Origin of the sequence: Psychrobacillus sp. NPDC096426 (genome assembly GCF_044762745.1) — a bacterium.
Lineage (GTDB): Bacteria > Bacillota > Bacilli > Bacillales_A > Planococcaceae > Psychrobacillus.
Window position 1 is genome coordinate 149937 of the sequence record NZ_JBIWEX010000003.1, and the last position, 24429, is coordinate 174365.

Consider the following 24429-nt stretch of genomic DNA (forward strand, 5'->3'; position numbering starts at 1 on the left):
TTAATGCTTAAACTTTAAGAAAAGCTCCACTTCTGTTTTACCGATTTGTAGTATTTTTGCAATTTCATCAATACTTTTTCCTTCATCAGCATAGAAAAAAACTTTTTCTTTTATCGTAACAGGTTCCTTTTTTTCTGTTATGGATGCTGTTTTTATATAACTATTTGCTGCAAGTTGTTTGGATACAAATGTTTTAGGTATTTCCAAAAGCGGACTTACTTCTTTTTCACTTTCTTTCTTCTCTACATGTTCTACAGTTGCTGCTACAACATGATTCGCATTATTTAATTCTTGCAAAAGACGATCATTTTCATCTTTGATCTCGGCAATATATGCACTGAATGAGTCTTCAATTTCCGCTAATAATTGCTCTTGTTTATACTCCATATTATTAAATTTAGTTAGTTTTGCGTGTAGTAAAGCAATGAAGTAAAAACTGATTAATTGCAGTAAAGATAATATGACTAGAATAATGGACGTCATTACCTGCTCCTATCCGCTAAGATCCACAAAATTCCCTTTAAAGGGATGTTTTGCATCTCTTATTTTTTGTTCTTGTTTTTCCCGTTTTTTTCGTTCTTGCTCTGCTTGTTCGTTTTCTTTATTGTCTAGATCCGCTTCGGTTGTGTTATTCGATTCTAATACTGATTCTCTATTTTTTTCTAGTTGTCTCTCAGAAGCTGCTTGTGCATTCGCTTGGTTTACCGAGCTTTGTTGCTGCAGTTGCTCTGCGACTTTTCCCGCATCGAATGTTTTCGGAATAGCAATTTGGAGCTCCACGCCTTTCAAACTCATCGGACTGCCTCCTTCTACGAATTAAGACATTAAAAATAAAGTAGCTCAATAGTGATACCACTTGGATTTCCGCTACAGGGCGGACGCTTTCCGCCGGGTGAGCGATGAGCCATCGCCGACGCTTACGCGTTCGCCTGCTATGGCTCATCTGTCTCACTCATCCGGTTGGAGTCGCCGCCCTTCCGCTCCAATCCATAAATTATTAGCTAATCAGCGTCACTGCTCTAAATTCAGTCTTTTGTAGTGTTTCCTGAAAATAAGATCCAATAAATGGTCGAACGAGACTTTATACGCAGTAAACACGACGAAGCCCATCTCGAAAGCGACAAATTGACTGCTGAACACGACTAAACCAAGCCAATTTATGTTTTGATATACTTATTATCTATGCGGTCTTGTATTTCAATGTATAAATATCCAGTAAATGGCTAATAGCAATCAATCAGTTATTGAAAGCAATCAGTTCTATTCGGAGAGCAACCAAATTAGCAAGAGAGTAACCAAATTGCTGGTGAAAGCAACCAATCCTTAAAATAACAAGTTTACTTAGTGTGAGATGACAATGAATGAAACGAACTTTGTCCTAGTAAATGCTCCACTTATTGGAGACAAAATTTTCTTATTAGGTTTAATAAATATTGCATAGTGGACTTGATAAATCTAAATCCCCGGTAACTGCATATGCCAAATTATCAGGAAATTCCCATTGATTGCAGCGGAAATCCCAGCAGTAACTTTCTTACGCACATTATCCCTACTTAGCGAGCCGAACCATAAAACTATTAGCTATATCTTTTTCACTCAACGAATAATATGGATGACCAGCAGACATGCAATACGATAATATTTATAAAGCGTAAATGGTGAAGCATACGATTGCAAGACTAATGGTATTTGAAGAAACTGATAACATAATACTCTTTTTCTTAAGCATTCATCATTTCACTTGCAAGTAGCTTTCTTAACTTGAACAGTGCTTTTGAGTGAATTTGTGAAATTCTGGATGTTGATAATCCAAGCATTTCGCCAATTACTGTTAATGTTAACTCTTCTGTATAAAATAGACTCAAAACTAATTGTTCATTTTCATTTAATTGCTGAATTTGTCCAGCAAGATCCCGGAGTAATTCTTCTTTTACCATATGCTGCTCCGGAGTTTTTTGGGCATCATCTCTGATCACAAATGACTTCGAATCTACTTCTTCGTTATCTTGTAACTGTTCATCAATGGATAATACGTTGGAAAAAAAATGTTCTTGAACCGTTTGATAAACATCGTCCACCGGCATTTCGACATAATCTGCTATTTCTTCAGCAGATGCATGTCTTAATAATCGTTGTTCGAGCTCTTCAATTTTAGCTTCTAATCTCTTCGCCTTTTCACGAGATGATCTTGGAAGCCAATCTTCTTTTCTTAAACCGTCTATAATTGCACCACGAACTCGGAAAGAAGCATACGTATCAAACTTTAACTCTCTGGAATAATCAAATTTATTAAGCGCATCAAATAAGCCCATCATACCTAGGCTTTTCAGTTCGTCTCTTGATATATTTTTAGGGATGCTTGCGCCAATACGCTGAACATGATAGGTAACTAGGGGCGTATACTTTCGTATAAGTAAATCTCCGGCCTCTGAATCTTTACTTTCTATCCATTTCTCCCAAAGGAGTTGTTCCTCTGTCGAATTATCTTTTGCCACTATTACCCTCCTCTCCAATATATCTTATGAATATGTATATTATAGCAAATTTCTACTCAAAAAGGGGAGTCGAAAACATCGACATCCCCTCCTTTCATTGTTCGTTTAACATAGATTTGACAATTTTCGCGTGCTCCTCAGAAGAAGGTTCCACTGCATCTATTTCTTTTTGCGTAGTAATCACTATTTCTTCCTCCCTATTCACCGGATTAGCCAGGACGAATGCAATGATTGCCCTAGCGATAAACGTCAATAAGTAAAATAGCAAAGCTAACATACTTGCCTTCCATAATATACTCCTTCCATTCAAAAAAGGGTATGATGAGAGAAAATAAGTACTGAAAGCAATAAGGGCTACCCAAAAATTAGAAAGAATTGTACCAACCATTAAATATCCCTCACTCCTTGGTTTACCGTTCGAATATTTAGTAGATTTGTAGTTGGATTAAATTCAATCGTCCTCCCACTACTTCCACCTGTATCTTCGGAAACAATTGGTATGGAATACTTTTTTAAATATTCTTTTACTGCTTCTACATTTCGAGGTCCAATTCGCATCGTGTCTTTCCCCGAAGTAAACTGAAACATTTGTGCACCACCCGCAATTTTTGCACGCAATTTAAAAGGTTGTACACCTTCTAATTTGAGTTGCTCGATCATAGCAGGAATACCAGTATCCGCGAATTTGGCAATATTAATCGTTTCTGTCCTACCTAAACTAGAATCTGGTAGCATTACATGTACTAATCCGGCGATTTTAGCTCTTTCATCGTACAATACAACTCCAACACATGATCCGAGACCAGATGTACGTATCGTGTCCGGGGCTTTTACTGTGTTCATATCCGCAATTCCAACTTTTACTACTCGACCTTCTCCAGCCATCCTAATGTACTCCTAAAGCACTGAAAATAGCTTTAAATGAATCCGGGTCTGGCAGCAAGAAGAAATGCCCATTCACACTTTCCCCGTCTGGCGTACTTTCCTCCGTTATCGCGGTATCAATCACGATAACATAATCACTAATATGAGAAACTTCTACTAATCCAAAACTAACGATAGCTCCAACCATATCTACACTTAATGCAGGCACCGTAGGATAGATTTTAAGACTCGTAAAATCAGACAATGCAGATAAATAGGATCCGGAAAGAATATTACCTAATTCTTGCATGGCAGATACTCCTAACTCTGAAACGTTCCCGGTCTGAAAATCTAAACTACTATCTTGCACTAACGCTTTGATGAACCGGTTAGCTTGCTCGACCGGTAATACAAAAAACATACTACCCGTCACATCGCCCTCAATTCGAAGATAAATGCCTGCAACAACGTTTTCTGGACCTCCAGCTAAATCCATCATATCATCGAAAGAAACCATTTCTACTTTTGGAACTTTCATATCTATTTTTTTATTTAATAAAGTCGAAAGAGCGGTCGCTGCATGTGCAGCGCCAATATTTCCTATTTCTTTTAGAACATCTAAATGCAGCGATGTAATATTTTTTTCATACATGTATTAAACACCTGTCTTTATCGGGTTCAATACGAGATTCATATGTAGCAATATTAGCAAACGACTGTCCAGTTTAGCGACACCAGCTATATAATCTTCTTCTAATCCGCCAACTACTTCGGGTTGTGGTTCTATTGAATCTGATGGAATGTCTAATACATCATTTGCAGCATCTACAATTACACCTACGTCCATATCTTCTAACGTAATTATGATGATTCGAGAAGATTCATTCAAATCACTTTCCCCAAGCCCAAGACGTTTTTTCAAATCAATAATTGGTGTAACTACCCCTCTTAAATTAATTACTCCTTTTACATAAGAAGGTGTTTTAGGAACTCTCGTAATATGCGTAAATTTTTCAATTCCTTGTACATGTGTGACTGGAATAACATATTCTTTATCAGCCAATTGAAAAACGACTACTTTTAAATTTTGAACGTCTACTGTTTCTGTCATCTAGTTTCGCATCCTTCCTAAAAGATCAATTACGCCTCGGCGTAATTGCGTCCAGATTTTGAATCGAGCATGCTCGATTGACTCCTTTCAAAATCTGTGACATCCGCCGGAGGCTTTATCTTCGTTCAGCGGGTGTTTGAACACCCACTGAACAGTAAACAAAATCGCGTTCATCTCACCACCTATAGAAGTGGGAGTTTTACAGCTGAATGAAGATAAAAGCTTATATTATTAATGCATTACAATCTACGATTAATGCTACTTTTCCATTTCCTAATATGGTCGCGCCTGAAATAGCAAACACACTTGATAAGTATGTCCCTAGCGATTTCAATACAACTTCTTGTTGACCGATAAACGAATCTACCACAAGCCCCGCTAATTTGTCTCCTTTTCGAACAAGGACGACAGAATGGAATTCTTCTGTTGTACTTTCTCTTGGTACTTCAAACACATCCTCTAAGAAGACTAATGGAACTACTTTTCCTCGGAAATCAATTACTTTTTGATTGTGTGCATTTAAAATGTCCGAAGAACGAATAATAGCTGTTTCAATAATGGAGGAAAGTGGAATTGCATAAATTTCTTCTCCAAGTTCCACTAACATAACGGAAATAATCGATAGTGTTAAAGGTAATTGGATAGAAAATAAAGATCCTTTTCCTTCTGTTGAAGAAATATCCATTGTTCCTCCGAGCGATTCAATCGTCGTTTTGACAACATCTAAACCAACGCCTCGTCCAGATACATCTGAAATGACATCCGCTGTAGAAAAACCAGAAGATAAAATAAGTTCCGCAACTTGTTTATCTGTTAATGTTAAAGCAACTTCTTCGCTTACAATGCCTTTAGATATTGCTTTCTTTAGCACTTTTTCGCGATTAATCCCGGCTCCATCATCTTCTATTTCGATAAAGACATGGTTTCCGCTATGGTACGCACGTAGTACGACCGTGCCTTCTTCTGGTTTACCTTTTGATTTTCTCACTTCCGGGCTTTCTATCCCATGATCGAGTGAATTACGAATAAGGTGAACAAGTGGATCCCCAATTTCATCAATTACGGTACGATCTAATTCCGTTTCTGCCCCAATAACTTCTAAGTTTATTTTCTTATTTAAATCTCTTGCTAATTGTCTTACCATCCGTGGGAATCGGTTAAATACAGTTTCCACAGGCACCATACGCATATTTAATATGATATTTTGAAGATCACCTGTAATTCGAGACATCCGTTCTACCGTCTCATCTAATTCAGCGTTTCGAAGTTCTTCTGAAATGGACTGTAATCGACCACGATCAATTACTAACTCTTCAAACAAATTCATGAGAACATCTAAACGTTCAATGTTTACACGTATTGTTTTACTGCCAGTAGATGTATTACTTTTTGTCGTAGATGATTTTTCCTTTTTCTCAGGCTTCGATTCCACAGTTTGTATCATTGTTTCGTCCGATTGCACAACTACATGCTCGATGTTCTCTACTTTGCTTATATCATCCTGTTGGCGTGTTTTTAGTTGCTCTAGCGTAACAGGTTGTACAACTACTTCCGTTACTTCAGAAACTTTCATCAATTTCTTTTGTACATCCTCTTTTGGTTCAGAGGTGACAAGAGCGATATAGAAAACTTCATCAAAATCTTCTTCTTCTAATTTTTCTACTGTTGGAGAGGACTTAATAACATCTCCCATTTTCTCTAAAAGTTCAAAAACCATATACACACGTGCCGCTTTTAATAAGCAATCTTCCCGTAATTTTACAGAAATTTCATACGTATGATAATCCTGCTCTAATGATTGTTGAATGACAGTTAATTCATAATCATCATAGGTTAACCAATTCTCCCCTGGGGAAGTAATGATAGGAACAGTTTCATCCGTAGTAGTTGCTGCAACAGGTACGTCTTCCCCTGTTTCAATTGCATGCAGCTTTTGGACAGTATCCTCTACATCTAACTTCCCGTTACCACCTGCCGCAATATCTAACACCATTTCTTCTAACTGATCTACTGCTGTAAATACAACATCTAGTAAATCAGGTGTTACTTGCAAACGATTATTTCTTATTTCGTCTAGTACGTTTTCCATTTTATGTGTTAAATTTGCAATATCTTCATAACCCATAGTTGCAGACATACCTTTTAATGTATGTGCCGAACGAAAGACTTCATTGACAATGGCAATATCTTCTGGACTTTTTTCCAATTCTAATAAGTGTTCATTACAAGCTTGTAAATGTTCTTTACTCTCTTCGATAAACATTTCTAAATATTGACTTGTATCCATTCATTAACACCCCTTTAAGGTAAATATTGTATGATAGCTTTTGCGATATTTTTTAATTCTACTACTTCGTTTACTAAATTCGTTTCCACTGCTGCTTTTGGCATGCCATATACAATGCAAGAATCAGCCGACTCAGCGATAGCTACTACATTTCCATTTCTCTTCAGTTGCTTAAGCCCCATAGAGCCGTCTGATCCCATCCCTGTCATAATGACAGCAATTTTATCAAAATCATTATAGTGACTATTATCTTCGAAAAGTACATCCACAGCGGGTCTATGTCCTGCTCTAGGGGGTTCTTCATTATCTAAAACAATGCTGTATGTACTTCCTATTCTATTGATTTTCATATGGTATCCACCAGGCGCTATATATGCATGACCATTGCGAATAATATCTCCATTTTCCGCTTCTTTTACTTCAATCTCAGCTAATTGATTGAGTCTTTCAGCTAAAGATTTGGTAAAACCTGCTGGCATATGTTGAACAATGAGCACCGGAGCTTGCATGTCTTTCGGAAACTTTGTAATCACTTCTTGCAAAGCCCTAGGACCTCCTGTAGAGGTGCCGATCAATACCATTTTCTTCGTTGCTTTACTCCAATTGGTCACTTTCTTTGTATGAATAGGTTTGCCTACTTCTGTTTTTCTATCTAGCAAGTCAGGCGCCGCTACCGAAACTTTAGGAGTTATGTTATTTAGTTTACTAATGGAAATGTTCGCAGCATTTTCTACTTTTGCTACTAATTCTTCTTTAATCTTATGTAAATCTAATGAAATCGTTCCACTTGGCTTAGCGATAAAGTCTACTGCACCATACTCCATTGCCTGCAACGTAATTTCGGTGCCACTTTGCGTAGTACTAGATAACATAACGACCGCAACAGGTGTTTCGGACATAATTTGTTTCAACGCGTCCAAGCCATTCATCTCAGGCATCTCCACGTCTAGTGTAACAACATCTGGTTTTAATGCTTTTATTTTTCGGATAGCATCTTTCCCGTTCCGTGCAATCCCTACCACTTCTATTACATTACTTTCTTTGAAAAAGTCACCTATTAGCTTACGCATAAACGCGGAGTCATCAACAATTAATAATTTCTTTTTTGTCAAAAGAACCATTTGCTCATAACCTCCTCGAAAACAGATTTTTTAATCGAGAAATGAATGTACTTTCGTTTGGAATATCTGTTTCTTGTACCTCAAAGTCAGCAAATCTACGCACAATTTGTTTTAGCTTTTTTGTAATAGCGGCATTTGGATATAAGATCGAAAAAGGTACTTGTTCCTTCACAGATTTGCGCACGACGGGGTCTTCGGGCAAAGAGCCAAGCACGATAACTTCTTTTGATAAGAATTTAGACATCGCAAGTTTTAATCTCGATGTCGTTTCGACCCCTTCTTCTTCTGAAAACGCTCGATTGCAAAGTAAAAAAAAGTGCTTATCGGGATCTTTGAAATGGATATACTTCATCATAGAATATGCATCTGTTATGGAAGTCGGTTCTGCGGTAGTGATAACAATAATGTCGTCAACAGAAACTAGTAATTCTAGGGTTTGACTAGTTGCACCAGCTCCCATATCAAACACGATGTAATCATAATTTTTTTGTAAATATTCAAACGCTTCGATTAGGCGGTCGAACATTTTGTCGTTCCACTCCATCACACCTGCTAAACCAGATCCTCCAGAAATGTATTGTAAATTATTTGGTCCTTCGAACATGACTTCTTCAATCGTTTTTTCTCCGACTAAATAATCTTTCAAATTGGTAGGAACTGTTTTTCCAATCAATATATGAATATTCCCCATACCAATGTCCATGTCAATGAGCACTACTTTTTTCCCTATTGCACTTAAAGTGGTCGTAAAATTCATCGAAAAATTACTTTTCCCAACGCCACCTTTTCCACTGACAACAGCAATAGATCGACCTAGCTTCTGTTGACTTCGAAGCATTCGCATTCGTAACTCTTCAGCTTGATCTCTCATAACGAATCCCCTTTAAAAGCATGTTGAGTAATTCATCTAGACTAGCTTCCTCAATATCCTCCGGGACTTCTTGACCATCTGTATAGTAAGCAAGTCCCTTCTTATATTTAACCATTAAATTAATAATTGAGCCAATAGAATTTGTTTCATCTACTTTTGTAAAAATAAACTTTCCGATCGGAAAATCCCTGAATTGTTCAATAATTACTTCCATATCCTTCTGTTTAGATGTAGAAGATAATACAAGAAATGTTTCGGTATTTTCTTTTAAGTCAATTAGATTTTGCAAGTCTTCTACAAATTTTGCTTCTTTATAATTTCGACCCGCAGTATCGATGAATACTACATCTAATGCTTCAAATTTGTGCATTGCTTGTTGTAAATCCTGTTCGCTATAGACAATTTCAATCGGTGCTTGTAACAACCCTGCATACGTTTTTAATTGTTCAATTGCTGCAATTCGGTATGTATCCGTCGTAATAAATCCAACTTTTTTCTTTTTTTCTAATACAGCACGGGCAGCCATTTTAGCAATGGTCGTCGTTTTTCCAACTCCAGTAGGACCAAGGACGTTAATATATTTCTTCGTATACGAAATACCGCCAAATTGGAATTCCTCTAGCTGAGATTGTAAGTAATCTTTCGCTAATTTTTTTTGCGTTTCCATTGAAATATGGTCCTCGTTTTTTTTCATATGCACGAAAAGCTCATCACTGATCGATGTGATAAGCTCTTCTGCTAATTCTTGCTCCTTCAAATGATGAATAAGAGCTTCTAGTTCATCCGGATAGGCCCTATTTGTTTGTGGACGTCGAATCGACTTAACCATTTGTTTCAAGTCTTCTAATTCCTTTTTTATCGCAACCGAACTAGTATCTTCTTGTACATGTTGAATAATTGGTTTTTCTAATGGAGGTGCTGGACTATCTATCGCATCCATACCTGCTAATACTTCAATCGATTTCTTTTTAAACATCCCTAAAAAGCCTTTCGAATAGACAACTTTAGAATTTAAAATTACCGCTTCTTCTCCTAATTCCTTTCGAATTAGTTTCATCGCCTCAGGCATTGTGTTAGCCGTATACTTTTTCATTTTCACTCTATATTCACCACCCCAACACTTTGTACCTCAATAGATGATTCTAGTTCATTGTATGAAAGAATCGGAATTTGAGGGAAATACCGTTCTGTCATTTGTCGCAAATACATACGCACTGCAGGAGAACATAAAATAATTGGAGATTGCTCCATTAAAGATGCTCGCTCTATTTCTTTTGCCATTGATTCTAAAATTGCTTGTGAATCGTTTGGATCGATTGATAAGTAATTGCCATGTTCTGTTTGTTGAATGCTATCCGCTATTAATTTTTCTACTCTACCTGATACCGTTAATACTTTTAATACATGATTATTTCCCACATATTGCGTTGTAATTTGTTTCGCTAATGATTGTCTCGTATACTCAGTTAATACATCGACATCTGACGTCATTTTTGAATAATCGGCAAGTGTTTCAAAAATGATTGGCAAGTTACGAATGGACACATGCTCACGCAATAAATTTCCTAACACCTTTTGAATTTCTCCGACCGTTAAAGGTGTAGGCGTTAGTTCATCTACAAGGATTGGATATGTTTCTCTAATGTGGTCAATAAGCTGTTTCGTTTCTTGACGACCTAGTAGTTCATGCGCGTTGTTTCGAATAATTTCCGTCATATGAGTAGATACCACACTCGGTGGATCTACGACTGTATAACCAAGAATTTCGGCTTCTTCTTTTACGGATTCCGTTATCCATTTAGCTGGTAATCCAAAAGAAGGTTCAATTGTATCGATTCCTTCGATGGAATCATCATCACCTGGGCTCATAGCTAAATAGTGATCAAGTAAAAGTTCGCCTCTTGCCATCTCATTTCCTTTAATTTTTATCCGATATTCGTTTGGCTGCAATTGAATATTATCTCGAATACGGACGACTGGAATTACTACTCCTAATTCAAGTGCTAACTGCCTACGAATCATCACAACACGATCGAGCAAGTCACCGCCTTGAGCGGCATCTACTAACGGTATAAGTCCATAACCAAATTCAAATTCGATTGGGTCTACATTTAGAAGATTGATAACATTCTCAGGACTTTTCATGTTGTCAGTAGTAACTTCTTCTTCAAATTCTTCCATTTCATTCGGATCCTCTTTACTGCTTTTCGACATCATGTAGGCACCTATTGCCAACGCAATTGCAATTGGGAATGTGATGAATATGCCAATAGGTGTAACAACTCCGAGAAGTGCAATTGTTGCCGCTGCAACATATAACAACGGAGGCTGCGAAAACAATTGACTTGTAATATCACTTCCTAGATTTCCTTCCGAAGCCGCTCTCGTCACAACGATACCTGTTGCAGTCGAAATCAATAGTGCAGGAATCTGAGATACTAAACCATCCCCTACAGTAAGTGTAGAAAACAGAACAGCTGCTTCTCCAAATGGAAGTCCTAACTGAACAACTCCTATAATGATCCCTACTACTAAGTTAATAAGGACAATAATAATTCCGGCAATGGCATCCCCTTTTACGAATTTAGTTGCCCCATCCATCGCACCGTAAAAGTCTGCCTCTCCACTAACCTTTTCACGTCTTTCTCGCGCTTCCTTTTCAGAAATCATTCCTGCATTTAAATCCGCATCGATACTCATTTGCTTACCTGGCATTGCATCTAATGTAAAACGTGCGGCAACTTCCGATACACGCTCCGCCCCTTTAGTAATAACAATGAATTGAATAATGACTAGGATGGCAAATACGACTAAACCTACGAGAATATTACCACCTGTTACAAACGTACCAAACGTTTCAACAACTTTACCCGCGTCCCCTTCCGACAAAATAGCTCTCGTAGTAGAAACATTCAGACCAAGTCGGAACAAAGTAACGAGTAATAGTAAAGGAGGAAATACAGAAAATTGAAGTGCTTCTTTCATATTCATGGCAGTCATTAAAATGAGCAACGCAATGGTAATATTAATGATTATTAAAAAACTCAATAACCAGTGTGGAAGAGGTATTACTAGCATCGCAACAATAGATATTACAGCTGCTAATACAGTTATATCGCGGACCTGCATATACTTCCACCTCAATCTTTGCCTTTAAATTTTTTGTTTAATTCGATATACATAAGCTAACACTTCGGCTACTGCCTTGAAAAATTCATCTGGAATACGTTGACCGATTTCCACTTGATCAAACATAGCTCTGGCAAGTGGGCGATTTTCAACCATCACAACATCATTTTCTTTTGCAATGAGCTTAATTTTTTGGGCGATAAAATCCGCACCTTTAGCAACAACTATTGGAGCATCCATTGACTCATCGTCGTATTTAAGTGCAATAGCAAAGTGAGTTGGGTTTGTGATGACCACATCTGCCGTAGGAATTTCTTGCATCATCCGACGCATTGCCATTTCCCTTTGTCTCTGTCTTATACGAGATTTAATAATCGGATCTCCATCTGAGTTTTTATGTTCATCTTTAATGTCTTGTTTCGACATTTTCAAGTTTTTTTCATAGTCAAATCGCTGATAAAAGAAATCTAAAACAGAAATAAATAACAATACAAAAGATGCAGCTATTCCCATCATGCCAGTCAACCATCCAACAGTCGATAGCGTATCCCAAGCTGTTTTAAAAGACAAAGACAGCACTTGTTCTAGATTCATCCATAAAATAAGTGTTGTGACCGATCCAATAAATGAAATTTTTAAAATAGATTTCAATAGCTCGATAATTGCTTTTAGTGAAAAAATACGCTTTAACCCTTTAATTGGATCAATCTTTTTCAAATCAAACTTAAGAGGCTCCGTTGTAAAAAGTAAACCAAATTGAAAAAAGTTTGCAGCGATCGCGGCTACTACAGCTACTAACATGATTGGCAACAAAACTTTAGCCATTTTCATTAGAAACTCTTTATAAATTTCAATGGATGTATCAATTGTCAATGTTTCAATTAGCATATATTTTGTAAATGGAACATCAAAGAAAGAAAATATTTCTGTTCGTAAATAACCTGAAAAGAAAAATAAGAATAGGAAAACGGATAATAGTACAATTGCACTAGTTACATCTTGACTTTTTAACACTTGTCCTTTTTTACGTGAATCTTGTCTTTTTTTCGGTGTCGCTTTTTCTGTTTTTTCTCCAGCGAAAAACTGTAAGTCTAATCGGAGTTTGAACATATTAGCCACCACCTAAAATTATCATTAAATCTCGCATACTTACGACCATGATTTCAAACATTTTTTGAATAACTTTCATTAATACACCCAACATTACAAATAATACTAAAAAACTAACACCTATTTTAATAGGAAAACCTACAACGAAGATATTTAGCTGAGGAACTGTTCTAGCTGTAATTCCTAATGCAATATCTACTAAAAAAAGTGTTGCCACAATTGGGATAGACATTTGAAATGCTACCGCAAAAATACCGGCAAATGTTTTCATAATAAACTCTACATAATTTTCTTGTCCAAAAGCGGGCCATGCAAGCTCCATCGGGATAAATTGATAGCTATAAAAAATACCGTCTAACAATAAATGATGACCATTTAAAGCAAGTAATAACAGAAGTGCTAACGTATTTAAAAATTGACCAATTAAAGGGCTTTGTGCTCCCGTTTGCGGATCAATTACATTCGCTATCGCAAATCCCATCTGAAAGTCGATAAACCCTCCAGCAATTTGTACTGCGGACATAATGATATAAGCAAGTAATCCGATAAATAAGCCAACCATTACTTCTTTCACGATTAATAATAAGTAGTCCCCATTCACTTCAAATGGTTCTACATCCATCGTGTAATACATCATCCACGACAGCACGACTGCAAATGCAACTCGATGTGTTGCCGGTATCGTTCGATGCGAAAAAAGTGGTAACGTGACGAAAAAAGCAGAAACCCTTGCAATAACAAGTAAGAGAACAGTTAATTTTGGTAAAATTTCTTCCATGCCATCAACCAATGTATCGTATTAAATTCTCAAAGATATCCGATGCATACGATGTCACATGAGATAACATCCACGGTCCAAAAAAAATAATCGCAACTAGTACAGCAATAATTTTAGGAACAAATGCTAATGTTTGTTCTTGAATTTGCGTTGTCGCTTGAAAAATACTTACTGCAAGACCAGTTATTAAAGCGACTAAAAGAAGAGGACCTGATGTAAGAAGAATGACCCAAATAGCTTGTTCTGCAATCGAAATAACCATTTCACTATTCATTACTATCAGCTCCTAAAAACTTTGTAAAATGGATTTCATGACTAAGTACCAACCATCTACTAAAACAAATAATAATATTTTAAATGGTAAAGATATCATTACTGGTGGTAACATCATCATACCCATCGACATTAATATACTGGCTACAATCATATCAATTACTAAAAAAGGAATAAAAATCATAAATCCAATTTGAAAAGCAGTTTTAATTTCACTTAATGCAAATGCAGGCACCATCACGGTTAGCGGAATATCATCAATCGTTTCTGGTCTTTCTGCTTCTGTATAACGTAAAAATAACTCTAAATCTTTTTGTCTCGTATGCTTGCTCATAAATTCTTTAAATGGTCCACTTGCATTCTCATACGCTTGTTCTAATGTTATTTCTTCATTGAATAGAGGTGTTAGGGCCTCTTCATTCACTTGTTGGAATGTAGGCGCCATGATGAAAAACGTCAAAAATAACGCCAGACCAACAATAACCTGGTTCGGAGGCATTTGCTGTGTAGCAAGCGCCGTCCGTACAAAGGAAAGAATAATAACGATTCGAGCAAAGCTCGTCATTAATATTAAAATGCTTGGTGCCAAAGATAAAACCGTTAGCAATAGCATTAACTTGATTGAAGTAGAGACATTTGACGGATCACTGTCCGAAAAGAACTGGACAAAATCATTCATTTTTTTCGCGCTCCTTTGTCTTCCAATCCTCTAATACATCACTACGGTCTTTTTTTATTTCTCGCAACTTTTTTTGGAACGTTTCGTTAAATGATGGATCTTTTTTCTCATTACTTTTCGATTTAGAAGCTACATTTCCTTTAAAACGTTGAACTAGTTCTGTTATGTAAGGAACTGTTTTTCCAATATCATGTTTTTCTTCATATATTTTCGTTAGTTTCTCTATTTCTTCCGGGTCCTCAATCTCTTTTAATAAAGTAATATCTTCCCCAATACCTACTAAAAAGAGAGAATTCCCAACTTGTAATAATTGAACAGATTTACCTTGACTAACGCCAACTCCACCTAAGTTTTGTATTAGCTGATTATGTTGGAACGTTTTATTTCTACTATTGACGAACCGTAATAGACCGTAAAGTAATAACACAACGAATAGTAAAGCGAAAATCATTTTGACGTAGTCCCAAATAGTAACAGACACAGGATCTGTTTTGTTTTCTTTCTGTACTTCTTGTTCTTCTTTAGGAGCAGGTTGTTCTTCTAAATTATCGTTCTTTGTCTTGTTAAAGTATTCTTCAATACTTTCATTCGAATCTATTGCGGCATATACATTACTATTGAATAGTAAAAATAAAGTAGAGATGATACAAAAAACGAGTGTGAACTTCCTTATCATTGTATTACCCGATTGCTTTAGAAATTGCTTCAATTACTCGGTCCGCTTGGAATGGTTTCACGATAAAATCTTTTGCACCTGCTTGAATAGCATCAATGACCATTGCTTGTTGGCCCATAGCTGAACACATAATAATAATCGCATTTGGATCTTTTGCTTTAATTTCTTTTAATGCAGCAATTCCATCCATTTCAGGCATTGTAATATCCATTGTTACTAAATCTGGTTTTAGTTCTGCATATTTCTCGATAGCTTGTACCCCGTCCCCAGCTTCTCCAACAACTTCAAACCCGTTTTTAGTTAAAATATCTTTAATCATCATGCGCATAAATGCTGCATCGTCCACTATCAAAATTCTTTTCGACATAGTATGTCTCCTCCAGTACTTATCTTAAATTGTTAATACGATCTGCTTGGCTTAGAATATCGGTAATTCGAACTCCGAAGTTTTCATCGATTACAACGACTTCCCCTTTAGCAATATGTCTATTATTCACTAAAATATCAACCGGTTCCCCAGCTAATTTATCCAGTTCAATAATAGAACCACTTGTTAGTTCCAGTATGTCCTTCACTGTTCTTTTTGTACGACCTAATTCTACTGTTACTTGTAGCGGTATATCAAGTAGTAAATTTAAATTTCTCGATTCATTTTGTGATAGACTAGGTGCATCAAAACTAGCAAATTGTGCTTGCTGTACTTCTACCTGTGGCGCGACTTGGCGCGGTTGACTAAATTGCATTGGTGCTTGCGCTTGAATTGGTTCCTGCACTTGTTGTACCGGCGCCGAATGAGCTTGTGTTTGAGTCGGAGTTACTTCCACTCTTTCTTCCATAATCGTTGCAGCAGCTTCTTGCTCACCATCTTCTCCCATTAGCGATTTAACTAAATTTAAGCCAAATTCAAGTGGAAGTAGTTGCATAATATTCGAATCGATTAATTCGCCAATTTTTAAGCGGAACGACACTTTTATTAGCATTTCATCGTTTGGAATGGTCTCCGTACCTTCATCTGCTAATAAATTCATCAAATCGATAGACGGTGGAGAAATATCTACTTTCTTATTAAATACAGTTGACATGGAAGTTGCCGCAGAGCCCATCATTTGGTTCATCGCTTCTTGCACTGCACTTAATTGGATTTCACTAAGCTCTGGTTTTGGATCAATTCCATCTCCACCAAGCATTAAATCTGCAATAATCGTAGCATCTGATTGTTTTATCACGAGAAGATTCATCCCAATGAGTCCAGCTGTATATTGCACTTGTACAGCTACATATGGATGTGGGAATTCCTCTTTTAGTTTGGATCGATTAATCATGCTAATATGTGGAGTTGTTATTTCTACCTTCTGACCTAAAAGAGCTGATAATGCAGTAGCAGAGCTACCAAAAGAAATATTTCCAATCTCTCCGAGTGTATCTCGTGCAAAATCATCTAAATAATCTTCTACTTTTATTACTTCAGTGTCTTGATTATTTTTTTCTTCCTCTAATGTTGTTCCTCTTAGGAGAGCCTCAATTTCATCTTGGGAGAGCATATCATCACTCATCATCATCCTCTCCTCCTTTCAATGTTTCGATGACTTGTACAGCCATTCGTTTTTTTAGTTTCCCTGGTTGTGCTTTGAACTTAGGAATGCTCCCAACTTTAACTGTTAATGGCTCGTCTATTTTAGTATTCAACTGGATAACATCTCCTAATTGCAAATACAACATGTCTTCAATGGAAATATCCGTGGTGCCTATTTCCGCTACTATTGGTAGCTCAGCTGATTTTACTCGTTTTTCAAGTACTTTTAGCTGCTCCGGAGATACTTCTTTTTTATTCGTTTGCATCCAATAACGCACCGATAAGTTTGGTACAATTGGTTCTAAAACGACATGTGGTATACAAATATTAATCATTCCACTTGTTTCTCCAATAATCGTATTAAAAGATATAACAACTACAGTTTCGTTTGGAGAAATCATTTGTAAAAATTGCGGATTGACTTCAAGCTCCGTAAGTATCGGATCAATATCCGCAATATTAGCCCAAGCTTCTCTGAGATTATCAAACGAACGTTCAAATAAATTCGTCATAATTTTTGTTTCAATCTCTGTTAAGTTATCTGCCTTTGTATGTGTTTCTCCTCGACCACCCATTAGTAAATCTAACATCGTGTAGGCGATATTTGGATTAATCTCCATTAAAATATTTCCTTCTAATGGGGGAACTTCAAACACATTGATCAGCGTCATATGTGGTACCGAACGAATAAATTCTTCGAACGGAATTTGATCCACGGATACGACAGAAATTTGCACGTACGATCTTAATTGGGCAGAAAAAAAGGTTGTTAATAAACGAGCAAAATTTTCATGAATTCGCGTTAAACTACGAATTTGATCTTTGGAGAAACGAAGTGCTCGCTTAAAGTCATACACTCTAACTTTTCTAGCTTCCTGTTCACTTTTCATCTCATCTGCTGTCATTTCGCCTGTTGAAAGAGCACTTAACAACGCATCTATTTCCGATTGAGATAATATATCTCCTGCCAATCTGCCCACCTCCATTCAAAGTATTGCTTTACTGAATGATATAAGAAGTAATATAAACTTGCTGTACTTCTCCTTCATCCATTAACTCATCAATTTTCGTTTTTAAAGCTGCTTGAAACACTGTTTTTCCTTGCTTTCCTTCTAAATCCGCTGGGGTCATCTCAGAAAGCTCCGTAATGACTATATTTTTTACTTGGAAATCACGTTTCAATAGTTCTTCTGCAGCTTCTGGACTATCCATTTGCACTTTCAATGAAATACGAATGAATTTGTTACCTGCAAGATTGGTTGTAATTTCTGGTATATCCACCGATGATTCAACGATTTCGTCAATAGTTGGTCCTGTTTCTTCATCACCTTTGTTTAGTTGAAAAATAATTAGCAAAGCGATGACACCTACTAAAGTAATGGAAACTAAAATGATTAGCATAATCGTTAGCAGTTTGTTTTTACTCTTCAATTTCTTCACCTCTTATATGGGGGTTCGCAAGTATATGTATTTCCTTGTAAAATCGAGCAATTTGAGCGTGTACTTCTTCTCTTGATTCCAACGCAACATATTTATGACCGTTTGTAAGTGTTATCGTTGTATCCGGAAAAGCTTCCACCGTCTCTATGTATAGAGCATTCAACGAAAACTCTTTGCCGTTTAATCTTGTTAAGTTAATCATTTATATAAGGGCCGGGCCACGAAGGAGCGGCCCAACCCTCCTTTACAAATTTAGTAGTTTAATAGATTAACGTTTTAAGTTTATTAGCTCTTCTAAAATGGAGTCAGATGTTGTAATGATACGTGTGTTTGCTTGGAACCCACGTTGTGCAACGATCATGTCTGTGAATTCCTCTGAAAGGTCAACGTTTGACATTTCTAGGAATCCGGAGTTTACAGATCCCATACCCTCTTTTGTTGCCACTTGGTTTAACGGATTCCCAGAGTTAGGAGATGCTTGAAAATAGTTTGAACCGGCTTTTGTAAGTCCACCTGGATTAGGAAATTTCGCAAGTACTAATTGACCAGCCCATTTTAGTGTGCCTTCAGCATCAACAAATGTAACAGTTCCATCTTGTCCAATGCTCATGCTTTGCGCATTTGTTGGAATTCGGATTGGAGTGTACTCACCTTCTGAAGTCGGAACAGTATAATCTGAAATCCCTTCAGCATCTTCCCCCGCTAGGTTTCCAGTTTCACCTGCACTTGTAACATCTGATGCATTGGGATAAGCATCTGAAACCGAATCAGGTTCGCCGTCCCAATCAGAAGCTGCTACACCAACCACAAATTTTCCGTCAGAGTTAATTAAGTAGCCATTTCCATCCATGTAAAAATTACCGGCTCTTGTGTATAACGGATTGGTAAACTCACCACCACCTGCTGGAGAAACATCAATCCCATCTCCTACTATGAAGAATCCATCTCCAGAAATCGCCAAATCTAAAGTGTTCCCTGTAGATTGCATAGAACCTCCAGAGTGAATTGTATCAATAGCGGATAACTGCGATCCTAATCCAACTTGTTTGGCATTGACTCCACCACGAGTATCCGTTCCAGCTGATGCCCCGGCAGTAGTTTGTGAAATCAAATCTTTAAAAATAGTACGCCCTTTTTTAAATCCATACGTATTAACATTGGCAATATTATTCCCGATTACATCTAGTTTTGTTTGAAAGTTTTTTAAACCTGAAATTCCTGAGTACATTGAGCGAATCATTTAATTTTTCTCCCTTCAATTTGTGTGCTAGCTTCATTCAGTCCGCTGCACATAGCACCCTTTTAAAGGTCCTGCTATTTATTAGTTCAACACAATGGTGCCGTCGATATTCGTAAATAATTGATCTTTTGCTTCCGTGCGATCCATTGCAGTAATCACAGTCGCATTTTTTGCACTGACGATTAATGCTGCTTGATCCATCAATACTAAAGAGTCTTTTACACCTTTTGAACGTGCTTCTGCTACTTTGTCATTAATCAGTTGCCATTCTGCTTCTGAGATGTGAATATTTCTATCAATTAACCGTTGATTAGCATGTTTACTAACTTTCAACTCTGTATTTACGGTTGCATCATGTAAATGCTGTAAAAACGATTGTTTTGGTGTTGTGACTTGTTTGGACGTATAGGGTTGACGGATTGTTGGTTGCAGCGGAACCCGATTCATCTTCATGTTGTCCATTGCATATCTCCGTTCTATTAACTAATCGAATTGATTTGATCAGCTTTTATTGTCGTGTTATCACTTAAGTTATATACAATCGAACCGTCTTTTTTCGTTACCGAAACAACTTGTCCGGTTCCTTCTGTTTCACCGTTCATATAGCCTACTGTTTTACCAATCATCATACTTGCTTCAACTAAGTTGTTTGCACTTGACCCACTTGATAATACTTCGGAAATATTTCCTGGTGAAATTACTTTACCGTCCGCAAGTGTAAATTCTACTTTGCCATTTACAAACTTAATCGCACTTATTTGTCCGGTACCTTCATTTGTAATTGGCTTGCCAGCTTCATCTAATTTTTCTGTTAACTCATGCCATTTCACTTCTTTTCCTACGAAGCTACTATACTCAATCATTTGGCTTTGTTCTTGTACTTCCGCAAAGTTCTCGAATGCTTTCGTTAAGTTTGCCATTTGCTCTAATGAAGAGAATTGAGCCATTTGTGCGATAAATTCGGTGTCTTTCATTGGGTTTGTTGGATCTTGGTTTTGTAATTGCGTCATTAATATTTTTAAAAATGCATCTTTACCAAGTGGACTGTTCCCTGTTTGTTTTTCTACTTTTTTTTGATTGGCCAAGTACATATTACTTGTAATTGGGTTCAAATCTGCCATTTTTAAACCTCCATTTCCTTTAAAAATTCTTCGAATGAAGATTGTTCTTCAAACGACTCGTCACTTTGTTTTTGTTGCTGTTGTTGCTGTTGTCTAAATGACTCTTGGAAAGATTGGTTTCTTTCTTGTCTATTTGTATCTTGCAGTGCTTGCATTATTTCCAGCTTATCTAGCTGGATATTTTGGCTAACTAAGCTTTGCCTTAAATGATTCGAATTTGAATCTAACATTTCTTTTCCAAGTGCCGTAGATGCCAACATTTTCGCGGTTAAGATCCCGTCTTTTTGGACTAATTCAATACGTATTGTTCCTAGGTGCTCCGGATATAGTTTAATAACTAATCTGTTTGCCCCATTCGTTTGACCGAACTGAACACGATTCATGACTTTTTGTAGTTCTTTCACAAATTCTTCAGATTGTGCAGTTTTTTCAGTTGGTAATGTCATCGATACTGTTTCTACTTTTGTTTGAATAATTGTTGAAGACTGACCTTGGACATTTGATGTTACCTCTTTCGTTTCAACAATTGTTTCATTTGGAACTTGTGTTGAAAATTGTTTTACAATCATTTGTTGAACAACTGGTTTTTGCTCTTGTTGAATGTTCACTTGATGAACAACTGGCTTTAACGCTTGAATAACGACTGGTTTTTGACTTTCGTTTTCCATCGTCTTCGTGGCTTTTTCTCTAACTCCCTCAAGAAGTTGCTTTAAGTCAAAAAGTGTTGACTCTTGTTTTAAAGTAAGATCTGATTTATTTCCTATTAATTGGGCAACTTTTAATAACTGTACAGCTTGCTTAGCTTCAACTGGTGATGCTGGCCCTTTTCCATTAAGAGCAAGAACTATAGCATCTGTCAGCTTACTTGCTTGCTCGTTAATGCCAGCTAGTAAGTCCCATACATTGGATTCGGTCATTTCTTCTGAAGGATCTATTTCTTCTCCTAGCAGCTTACTAAGTAACTCTTTCAATTCTTTCGGATCAACAGCTATTCCTTTTGAATCTAATAAAGTTTCAACTTCTTCCAATGATCCTGCATCTAATATAGAAAGTAAATCTTGGACCAAATTCTGTTGCGTTTCATTCGGCATTTGTGTAACCGGTTGTATCGCTTGCTGATTGGATAGTATTTGACCAAATACATTGCCGAATATTTGATTATTTTGGGTAAGTGGCATTTGTTGCTGTTCTTTTGGCTGAATCGCTATATTGTTCCCCATGTTTACCACTGCTGCTATATTCACTAGTTCACCTCCCTTCTTTATTAAATATATTTATTGCTCTGTCATAAGCTCTGTATATTTTGCTGCATCTTCTGGTGTCATTTTTTCATAAATTTTCGCCACTGTATCTGGCTTTAAACTAGTTAGTATACGTAAAGCTTCTGCGTCACTCATTTTCGTAATAACAGGTGCTGCTGCTTTAGCAGACATTTTCTCGAATGTAGATACGATTTCACTGTATGCTTGTTTTGTGCTCGTTTGTTCTCTTTGAAGTGTTTCTATTTCATCTAGTAGTCGTTGTTGTTCCACTAGAAGTGCTTCATTTGATTTCGAAGAGTTTTCGATCTTTACTTGTAATTGATTTATTTCTGCTTCTTTTTGTTGGATTTCCGCTTGTAGGGAAACAACTCGTTCCTCAAGTCGATTCGTTTGTTTATCTTCTGTTACTACTTCCGTTTTTCCGACGCCGGTTAAGTCTTTTGCTTTTTCAAAAACATTCACGTTCAATATTTGAGCAATAATTAGTAGGAGAGCTAAAGCAAATAACAAAGGAATGATAAACCAATAAAAAAACATTTTCATTTTGCTTATACCTTTTGCGCTATTTTTCTCTTGTGGAATGCTTTTATTCGATTTGTTCCGGTTAGCCATGCTTTTACTCACCTAATCTCTTTGTTTTGAAACTTTAAAGAAGATATTTCATCTAACTGTATCGTTTCTAGTCGCTGTTGTTCTTGCCTGAATTGTTCAAAGTCTTTTTCTTTCATCTTTTCAAACTTTCGTACTTCCAATGATTTTTCCACTAGTTTTTCTTCAAACCAGTTCATTTTGGAACGCGCTTGTATTACTTCTTTTTGAACAACATCAATTCTTTTTTGTAAACCTTCTATATAATTAGAATAATGATGGACTTGGTCAATGGATAATCCTGCAGTTAATCGATTATTTTGCGCATCTACTGTGTCTTCTTGCTTTTTTAACAACTCATATAACTTGGTAGCTACTTTTTCAAACATGTGCACCGATTCTTTATACGCAAGTTCCGTTTCTGATTTTTCTTGTTCCCGGATGTTTAACACTTTTGCAAATTTATATTGATAGGCTACCATTTTACGAACCACCACCCGCTAATTTCACTAATTCATCCACACTCGACGCAAGCGATACTTTGTCTAAATAGCCTTGTTTTAAGAATGATGTGATTAAAGGCTCATATTGTATTGCTTCATCAATTTCTCTGGATGTGCCTCGTTTATAAGCACCGATATTAATCAAATCCTCTGATTTGTTATACGTAAAATATAAATCGCGCAATCGTTCAGCCGCTTTTTTATGGTTTTCATCCGATATATGATTCATCAATCGGCTAATACTCTTTAACACATTAATCGCTGGATACTGTCCTTTGTTTGCTAAAGAACGGTCAAGTACGATATGTCCATCTAAAATACCTCGGACGGTGTCAGCAATCGGTTCATTCATATCATCTCCGTCTACTAATACGGTATAAAAAGCGGTAATAGTCCCGTGTTCATTTGTACCAGTTCTTTCTAGTAGTTTCGGTAAAATAGAGAACACAGAAGGCGTATACCCTCTTGTAGCAGGTGGCTCCCCAACTGCAAGTCCAATTTCTCGTTGAGCCATCGCAACACGAGTAACAGAGTCCATCATTAGCATGACATTCAAGCCTTTATCTCGGAAATATTCAGCAATCGCAGTAGCAGTAAAGGCACCTTTTATCCGCATTAAAGCAGGAGAATCCGATGTAGCTGCCACAACTATCGATCTTGCTAATCCTTCTTTCCCTAAATCTCGCTCGATAAATTCACGCACTTCTCTCCCACGTTCTCCGATAAGCGCAATCACATTTAAATCGGCATTCGTATTTCTTGCAATCATTCCAAGCAATGTACTTTTACCAACACCAGATCCGGCAAAAATCCCAACTCTTTGTCCTTTTCCAATTGTGAGCATACCGTCAATCGCTTTAACTCCCACTTCAATTCGTTCATCAATTGGTGGACGAGTAAGGGGATTGGGTGGATCTTGTTCTGTACCGACCGTCATCAAACCTTTTGGCAGCACGGTTCCGTCAATTGGATTGCCCATAGAATCGAGCACTTTACCTATTAATTCTGGACCCACTTTTATCTCTAAAGGACTGTTTGTCCCTTCCACCAAACAACCTGTTGATATTTCTCGAATATTTGTGTAAGGCATTAAAATGACTATTTCTTCTTTGAAACCAACCACTTCAGCAAAAATAACAGAATGACCATTTTTGGAAGAATTTATATGGATTTTACAAACATCCCCTATCGAGCTTTCAGGACCTTGAGATTCAATCATTAATCCAACAACACGATTCACACGACCATATTTTTTAAATGTAGGTACATTGGAAATTTGTTGAACTAAATCGACCGCTTTCATCACAT

At 36.9% G+C, this 24429-nt stretch carries 29 protein-coding genes; all 29 read right to left on the reverse strand.

Features of this window, described 5'->3' with window-relative positions; translation table 11 throughout:
• The 29 genes from ACIQYS_RS04110 to fliI all read right to left on the reverse strand — a co-directional run bounded on the left by ACIQYS_RS04110 (position 1) and on the right by fliI (position 24424).
• Positions 1-483 (reverse strand): DUF6115 domain-containing protein, encoded by a 483-nt coding sequence (locus ACIQYS_RS04110; RefSeq protein ID WP_402975339.1) that lies wholly within the window; start codon positions 481-483, stop codon positions 1-3.
• Between the two features lie 9 nt (positions 484-492).
• Entirely contained in the window at positions 493-795 is a 303-nt protein-coding gene (locus ACIQYS_RS04115; protein WP_402975342.1) for an RNA polymerase subunit sigma, read from the reverse strand.
• A gap of 926 nt (positions 796-1721) precedes the next feature.
• Entirely contained in the window at positions 1722-2495 is a 774-nt protein-coding gene (locus ACIQYS_RS04120) for a FliA/WhiG family RNA polymerase sigma factor (RefSeq protein ID WP_402975345.1), read from the reverse strand.
• 94 nt (positions 2496-2589) lie between these two features.
• Entirely contained in the window at positions 2590-2772 is a 183-nt protein-coding gene (locus ACIQYS_RS04125; protein WP_402975348.1) for a hypothetical protein, read from the reverse strand.
• 110 nt (positions 2773-2882) lie between these two features.
• Positions 2883-3380, reverse strand: coding sequence for a chemotaxis protein CheD (locus ACIQYS_RS04130; RefSeq protein ID WP_402975351.1), 498 nt, complete (start codon positions 3378-3380; stop codon positions 2883-2885).
• Between the two features lies 1 nt (position 3381).
• Positions 3382-4011, reverse strand: coding sequence for a chemotaxis protein CheC (locus tag ACIQYS_RS04135; RefSeq protein WP_402975354.1), 630 nt, complete (start codon positions 4009-4011; stop codon positions 3382-3384).
• Positions 4012-4014: 3 nt separating this feature from the next.
• Positions 4015-4470, reverse strand: a complete 456-nt coding sequence (locus tag ACIQYS_RS04140; RefSeq protein WP_402975357.1) for a chemotaxis protein CheW — start codon at positions 4468-4470, stop codon at positions 4015-4017.
• 223 nt (positions 4471-4693) lie between these two features.
• Positions 4694-6757 carry a chemotaxis protein CheW gene (locus ACIQYS_RS04145; protein WP_402975360.1) on the reverse strand — a complete coding sequence of 688 codons (2064 nt, stop codon included), beginning with the start codon at positions 6755-6757 and terminating at the stop codon, positions 4694-4696.
• A 14-nt stretch (positions 6758-6771) separates the two neighbouring features.
• Positions 6772-7878 carry a protein-glutamate methylesterase/protein-glutamine glutaminase gene (locus ACIQYS_RS04150; protein ID WP_402975363.1) on the reverse strand — a complete coding sequence of 369 codons (1107 nt, stop codon included), beginning with the start codon at positions 7876-7878 and terminating at the stop codon, positions 6772-6774.
• Between the two features lie 4 nt (positions 7879-7882).
• On the reverse strand, positions 7883-8749 hold the full coding sequence (locus tag ACIQYS_RS04155) for a MinD/ParA family protein (protein ID WP_402975366.1): 867 nt from the start codon (positions 8747-8749) through the stop codon (positions 7883-7885).
• Positions 8733-9848 carry a flagellar biosynthesis GTPase FlhF gene (flhF, locus tag ACIQYS_RS04160; RefSeq protein ID WP_402975369.1) on the reverse strand — a complete coding sequence of 372 codons (1116 nt, stop codon included), beginning with the start codon at positions 9846-9848 and terminating at the stop codon, positions 8733-8735. The genes ACIQYS_RS04155 and flhF overlap by 17 nt, the downstream gene beginning before the upstream one ends.
• Positions 9845-11878, reverse strand: coding sequence for a flagellar biosynthesis protein FlhA (gene flhA / locus ACIQYS_RS04165; protein WP_402975372.1), 2034 nt, complete (start codon positions 11876-11878; stop codon positions 9845-9847). Before flhA ends, flhF begins: the two co-directional genes overlap by 4 nt.
• A gap of 24 nt (positions 11879-11902) precedes the next feature.
• Positions 11903-12988, reverse strand: coding sequence for a flagellar biosynthesis protein FlhB (gene flhB / locus ACIQYS_RS04170; RefSeq protein WP_402975375.1), 1086 nt, complete (start codon positions 12986-12988; stop codon positions 11903-11905).
• A 1-nt stretch (position 12989) separates the two neighbouring features.
• A complete protein-coding gene (gene fliR / locus ACIQYS_RS04175; RefSeq protein WP_402975378.1) occupies positions 12990-13766 on the reverse strand; it encodes a flagellar biosynthetic protein FliR in 777 nt (258 codons plus the stop codon).
• Between the two features lie 4 nt (positions 13767-13770).
• Positions 13771-14040 carry a flagellar biosynthesis protein FliQ gene (gene fliQ / locus ACIQYS_RS04180; RefSeq protein ID WP_402975381.1) on the reverse strand — a complete coding sequence of 90 codons (270 nt, stop codon included), beginning with the start codon at positions 14038-14040 and terminating at the stop codon, positions 13771-13773.
• Between the two features lie 12 nt (positions 14041-14052).
• Entirely contained in the window at positions 14053-14718 is a 666-nt protein-coding gene (fliP, locus tag ACIQYS_RS04185; RefSeq protein ID WP_402975384.1) for a flagellar type III secretion system pore protein FliP, read from the reverse strand.
• A complete protein-coding gene (locus ACIQYS_RS04190; RefSeq protein WP_402975387.1) occupies positions 14711-15427 on the reverse strand; it encodes a flagellar biosynthetic protein FliO in 717 nt (238 codons plus the stop codon). Before ACIQYS_RS04190 ends, fliP begins: the two co-directional genes overlap by 8 nt.
• The gene (locus ACIQYS_RS04195; protein WP_402975390.1) at positions 15399-15761 is read right to left on the reverse strand and encodes a response regulator; all 363 of its coding nucleotides are present in this window, start codon (positions 15759-15761) and stop codon (positions 15399-15401) included. The genes ACIQYS_RS04190 and ACIQYS_RS04195 overlap by 29 nt, the downstream gene beginning before the upstream one ends.
• A gap of 19 nt (positions 15762-15780) precedes the next feature.
• Positions 15781-16947 carry a flagellar motor switch phosphatase FliY gene (gene fliY, locus ACIQYS_RS04200; protein WP_402975584.1) on the reverse strand — a complete coding sequence of 389 codons (1167 nt, stop codon included), beginning with the start codon at positions 16945-16947 and terminating at the stop codon, positions 15781-15783.
• Positions 16940-17938, reverse strand: coding sequence for a flagellar motor switch protein FliM (fliM, locus tag ACIQYS_RS04205; RefSeq protein ID WP_402975393.1), 999 nt, complete (start codon positions 17936-17938; stop codon positions 16940-16942). The genes fliY and fliM overlap by 8 nt, the downstream gene beginning before the upstream one ends.
• A 28-nt stretch (positions 17939-17966) precedes the next feature.
• Positions 17967-18398, reverse strand: a complete 432-nt coding sequence (gene fliL, locus ACIQYS_RS04210; protein WP_402975396.1) for a flagellar basal body-associated protein FliL — start codon at positions 18396-18398, stop codon at positions 17967-17969.
• Positions 18388-18609 (reverse strand): flagellar FlbD family protein, encoded by a 222-nt coding sequence (locus tag ACIQYS_RS04215; protein WP_402975399.1) that lies wholly within the window; start codon positions 18607-18609, stop codon positions 18388-18390. The genes fliL and ACIQYS_RS04215 overlap by 11 nt, the downstream gene beginning before the upstream one ends.
• Before the next feature lie 66 nt (positions 18610-18675).
• Positions 18676-19647 (reverse strand): flagellar basal body rod protein FlgG, encoded by a 972-nt coding sequence (flgG, locus tag ACIQYS_RS04220; RefSeq protein ID WP_402975403.1) that lies wholly within the window; start codon positions 19645-19647, stop codon positions 18676-18678.
• Positions 19648-19728: 81 nt separating this feature from the next.
• Complete coding sequence (locus tag ACIQYS_RS04225) at positions 19729-20109, reverse strand: TIGR02530 family flagellar biosynthesis protein (RefSeq protein ID WP_402975406.1); 381 nt, start codon at positions 20107-20109, stop codon at positions 19729-19731.
• A gap of 17 nt (positions 20110-20126) precedes the next feature.
• On the reverse strand, positions 20127-20768 hold the full coding sequence (flgD, locus tag ACIQYS_RS04230; protein WP_402975409.1) for a flagellar hook assembly protein FlgD: 642 nt from the start codon (positions 20766-20768) through the stop codon (positions 20127-20129).
• Between the two features lie 2 nt (positions 20769-20770).
• Positions 20771-22012, reverse strand: a complete 1242-nt coding sequence (locus ACIQYS_RS04235) for a flagellar hook-length control protein FliK (RefSeq protein ID WP_402975412.1) — start codon at positions 22010-22012, stop codon at positions 20771-20773.
• 30 nt (positions 22013-22042) lie between these two features.
• Positions 22043-22642 carry a MotE family protein gene (locus ACIQYS_RS04240; RefSeq protein WP_402975415.1) on the reverse strand — a complete coding sequence of 200 codons (600 nt, stop codon included), beginning with the start codon at positions 22640-22642 and terminating at the stop codon, positions 22043-22045.
• 8 nt (positions 22643-22650) lie between these two features.
• Positions 22651-23100 carry a flagellar export protein FliJ gene (fliJ, locus tag ACIQYS_RS04245; protein ID WP_402975419.1) on the reverse strand — a complete coding sequence of 150 codons (450 nt, stop codon included), beginning with the start codon at positions 23098-23100 and terminating at the stop codon, positions 22651-22653.
• 1 nt (position 23101) lies between these two features.
• Positions 23102-24424, reverse strand: coding sequence for a flagellar protein export ATPase FliI (fliI, locus tag ACIQYS_RS04250; RefSeq protein ID WP_402975423.1), 1323 nt, complete (start codon positions 24422-24424; stop codon positions 23102-23104).
• Between the last annotated feature and the right edge of the window lie 5 nt (positions 24425-24429).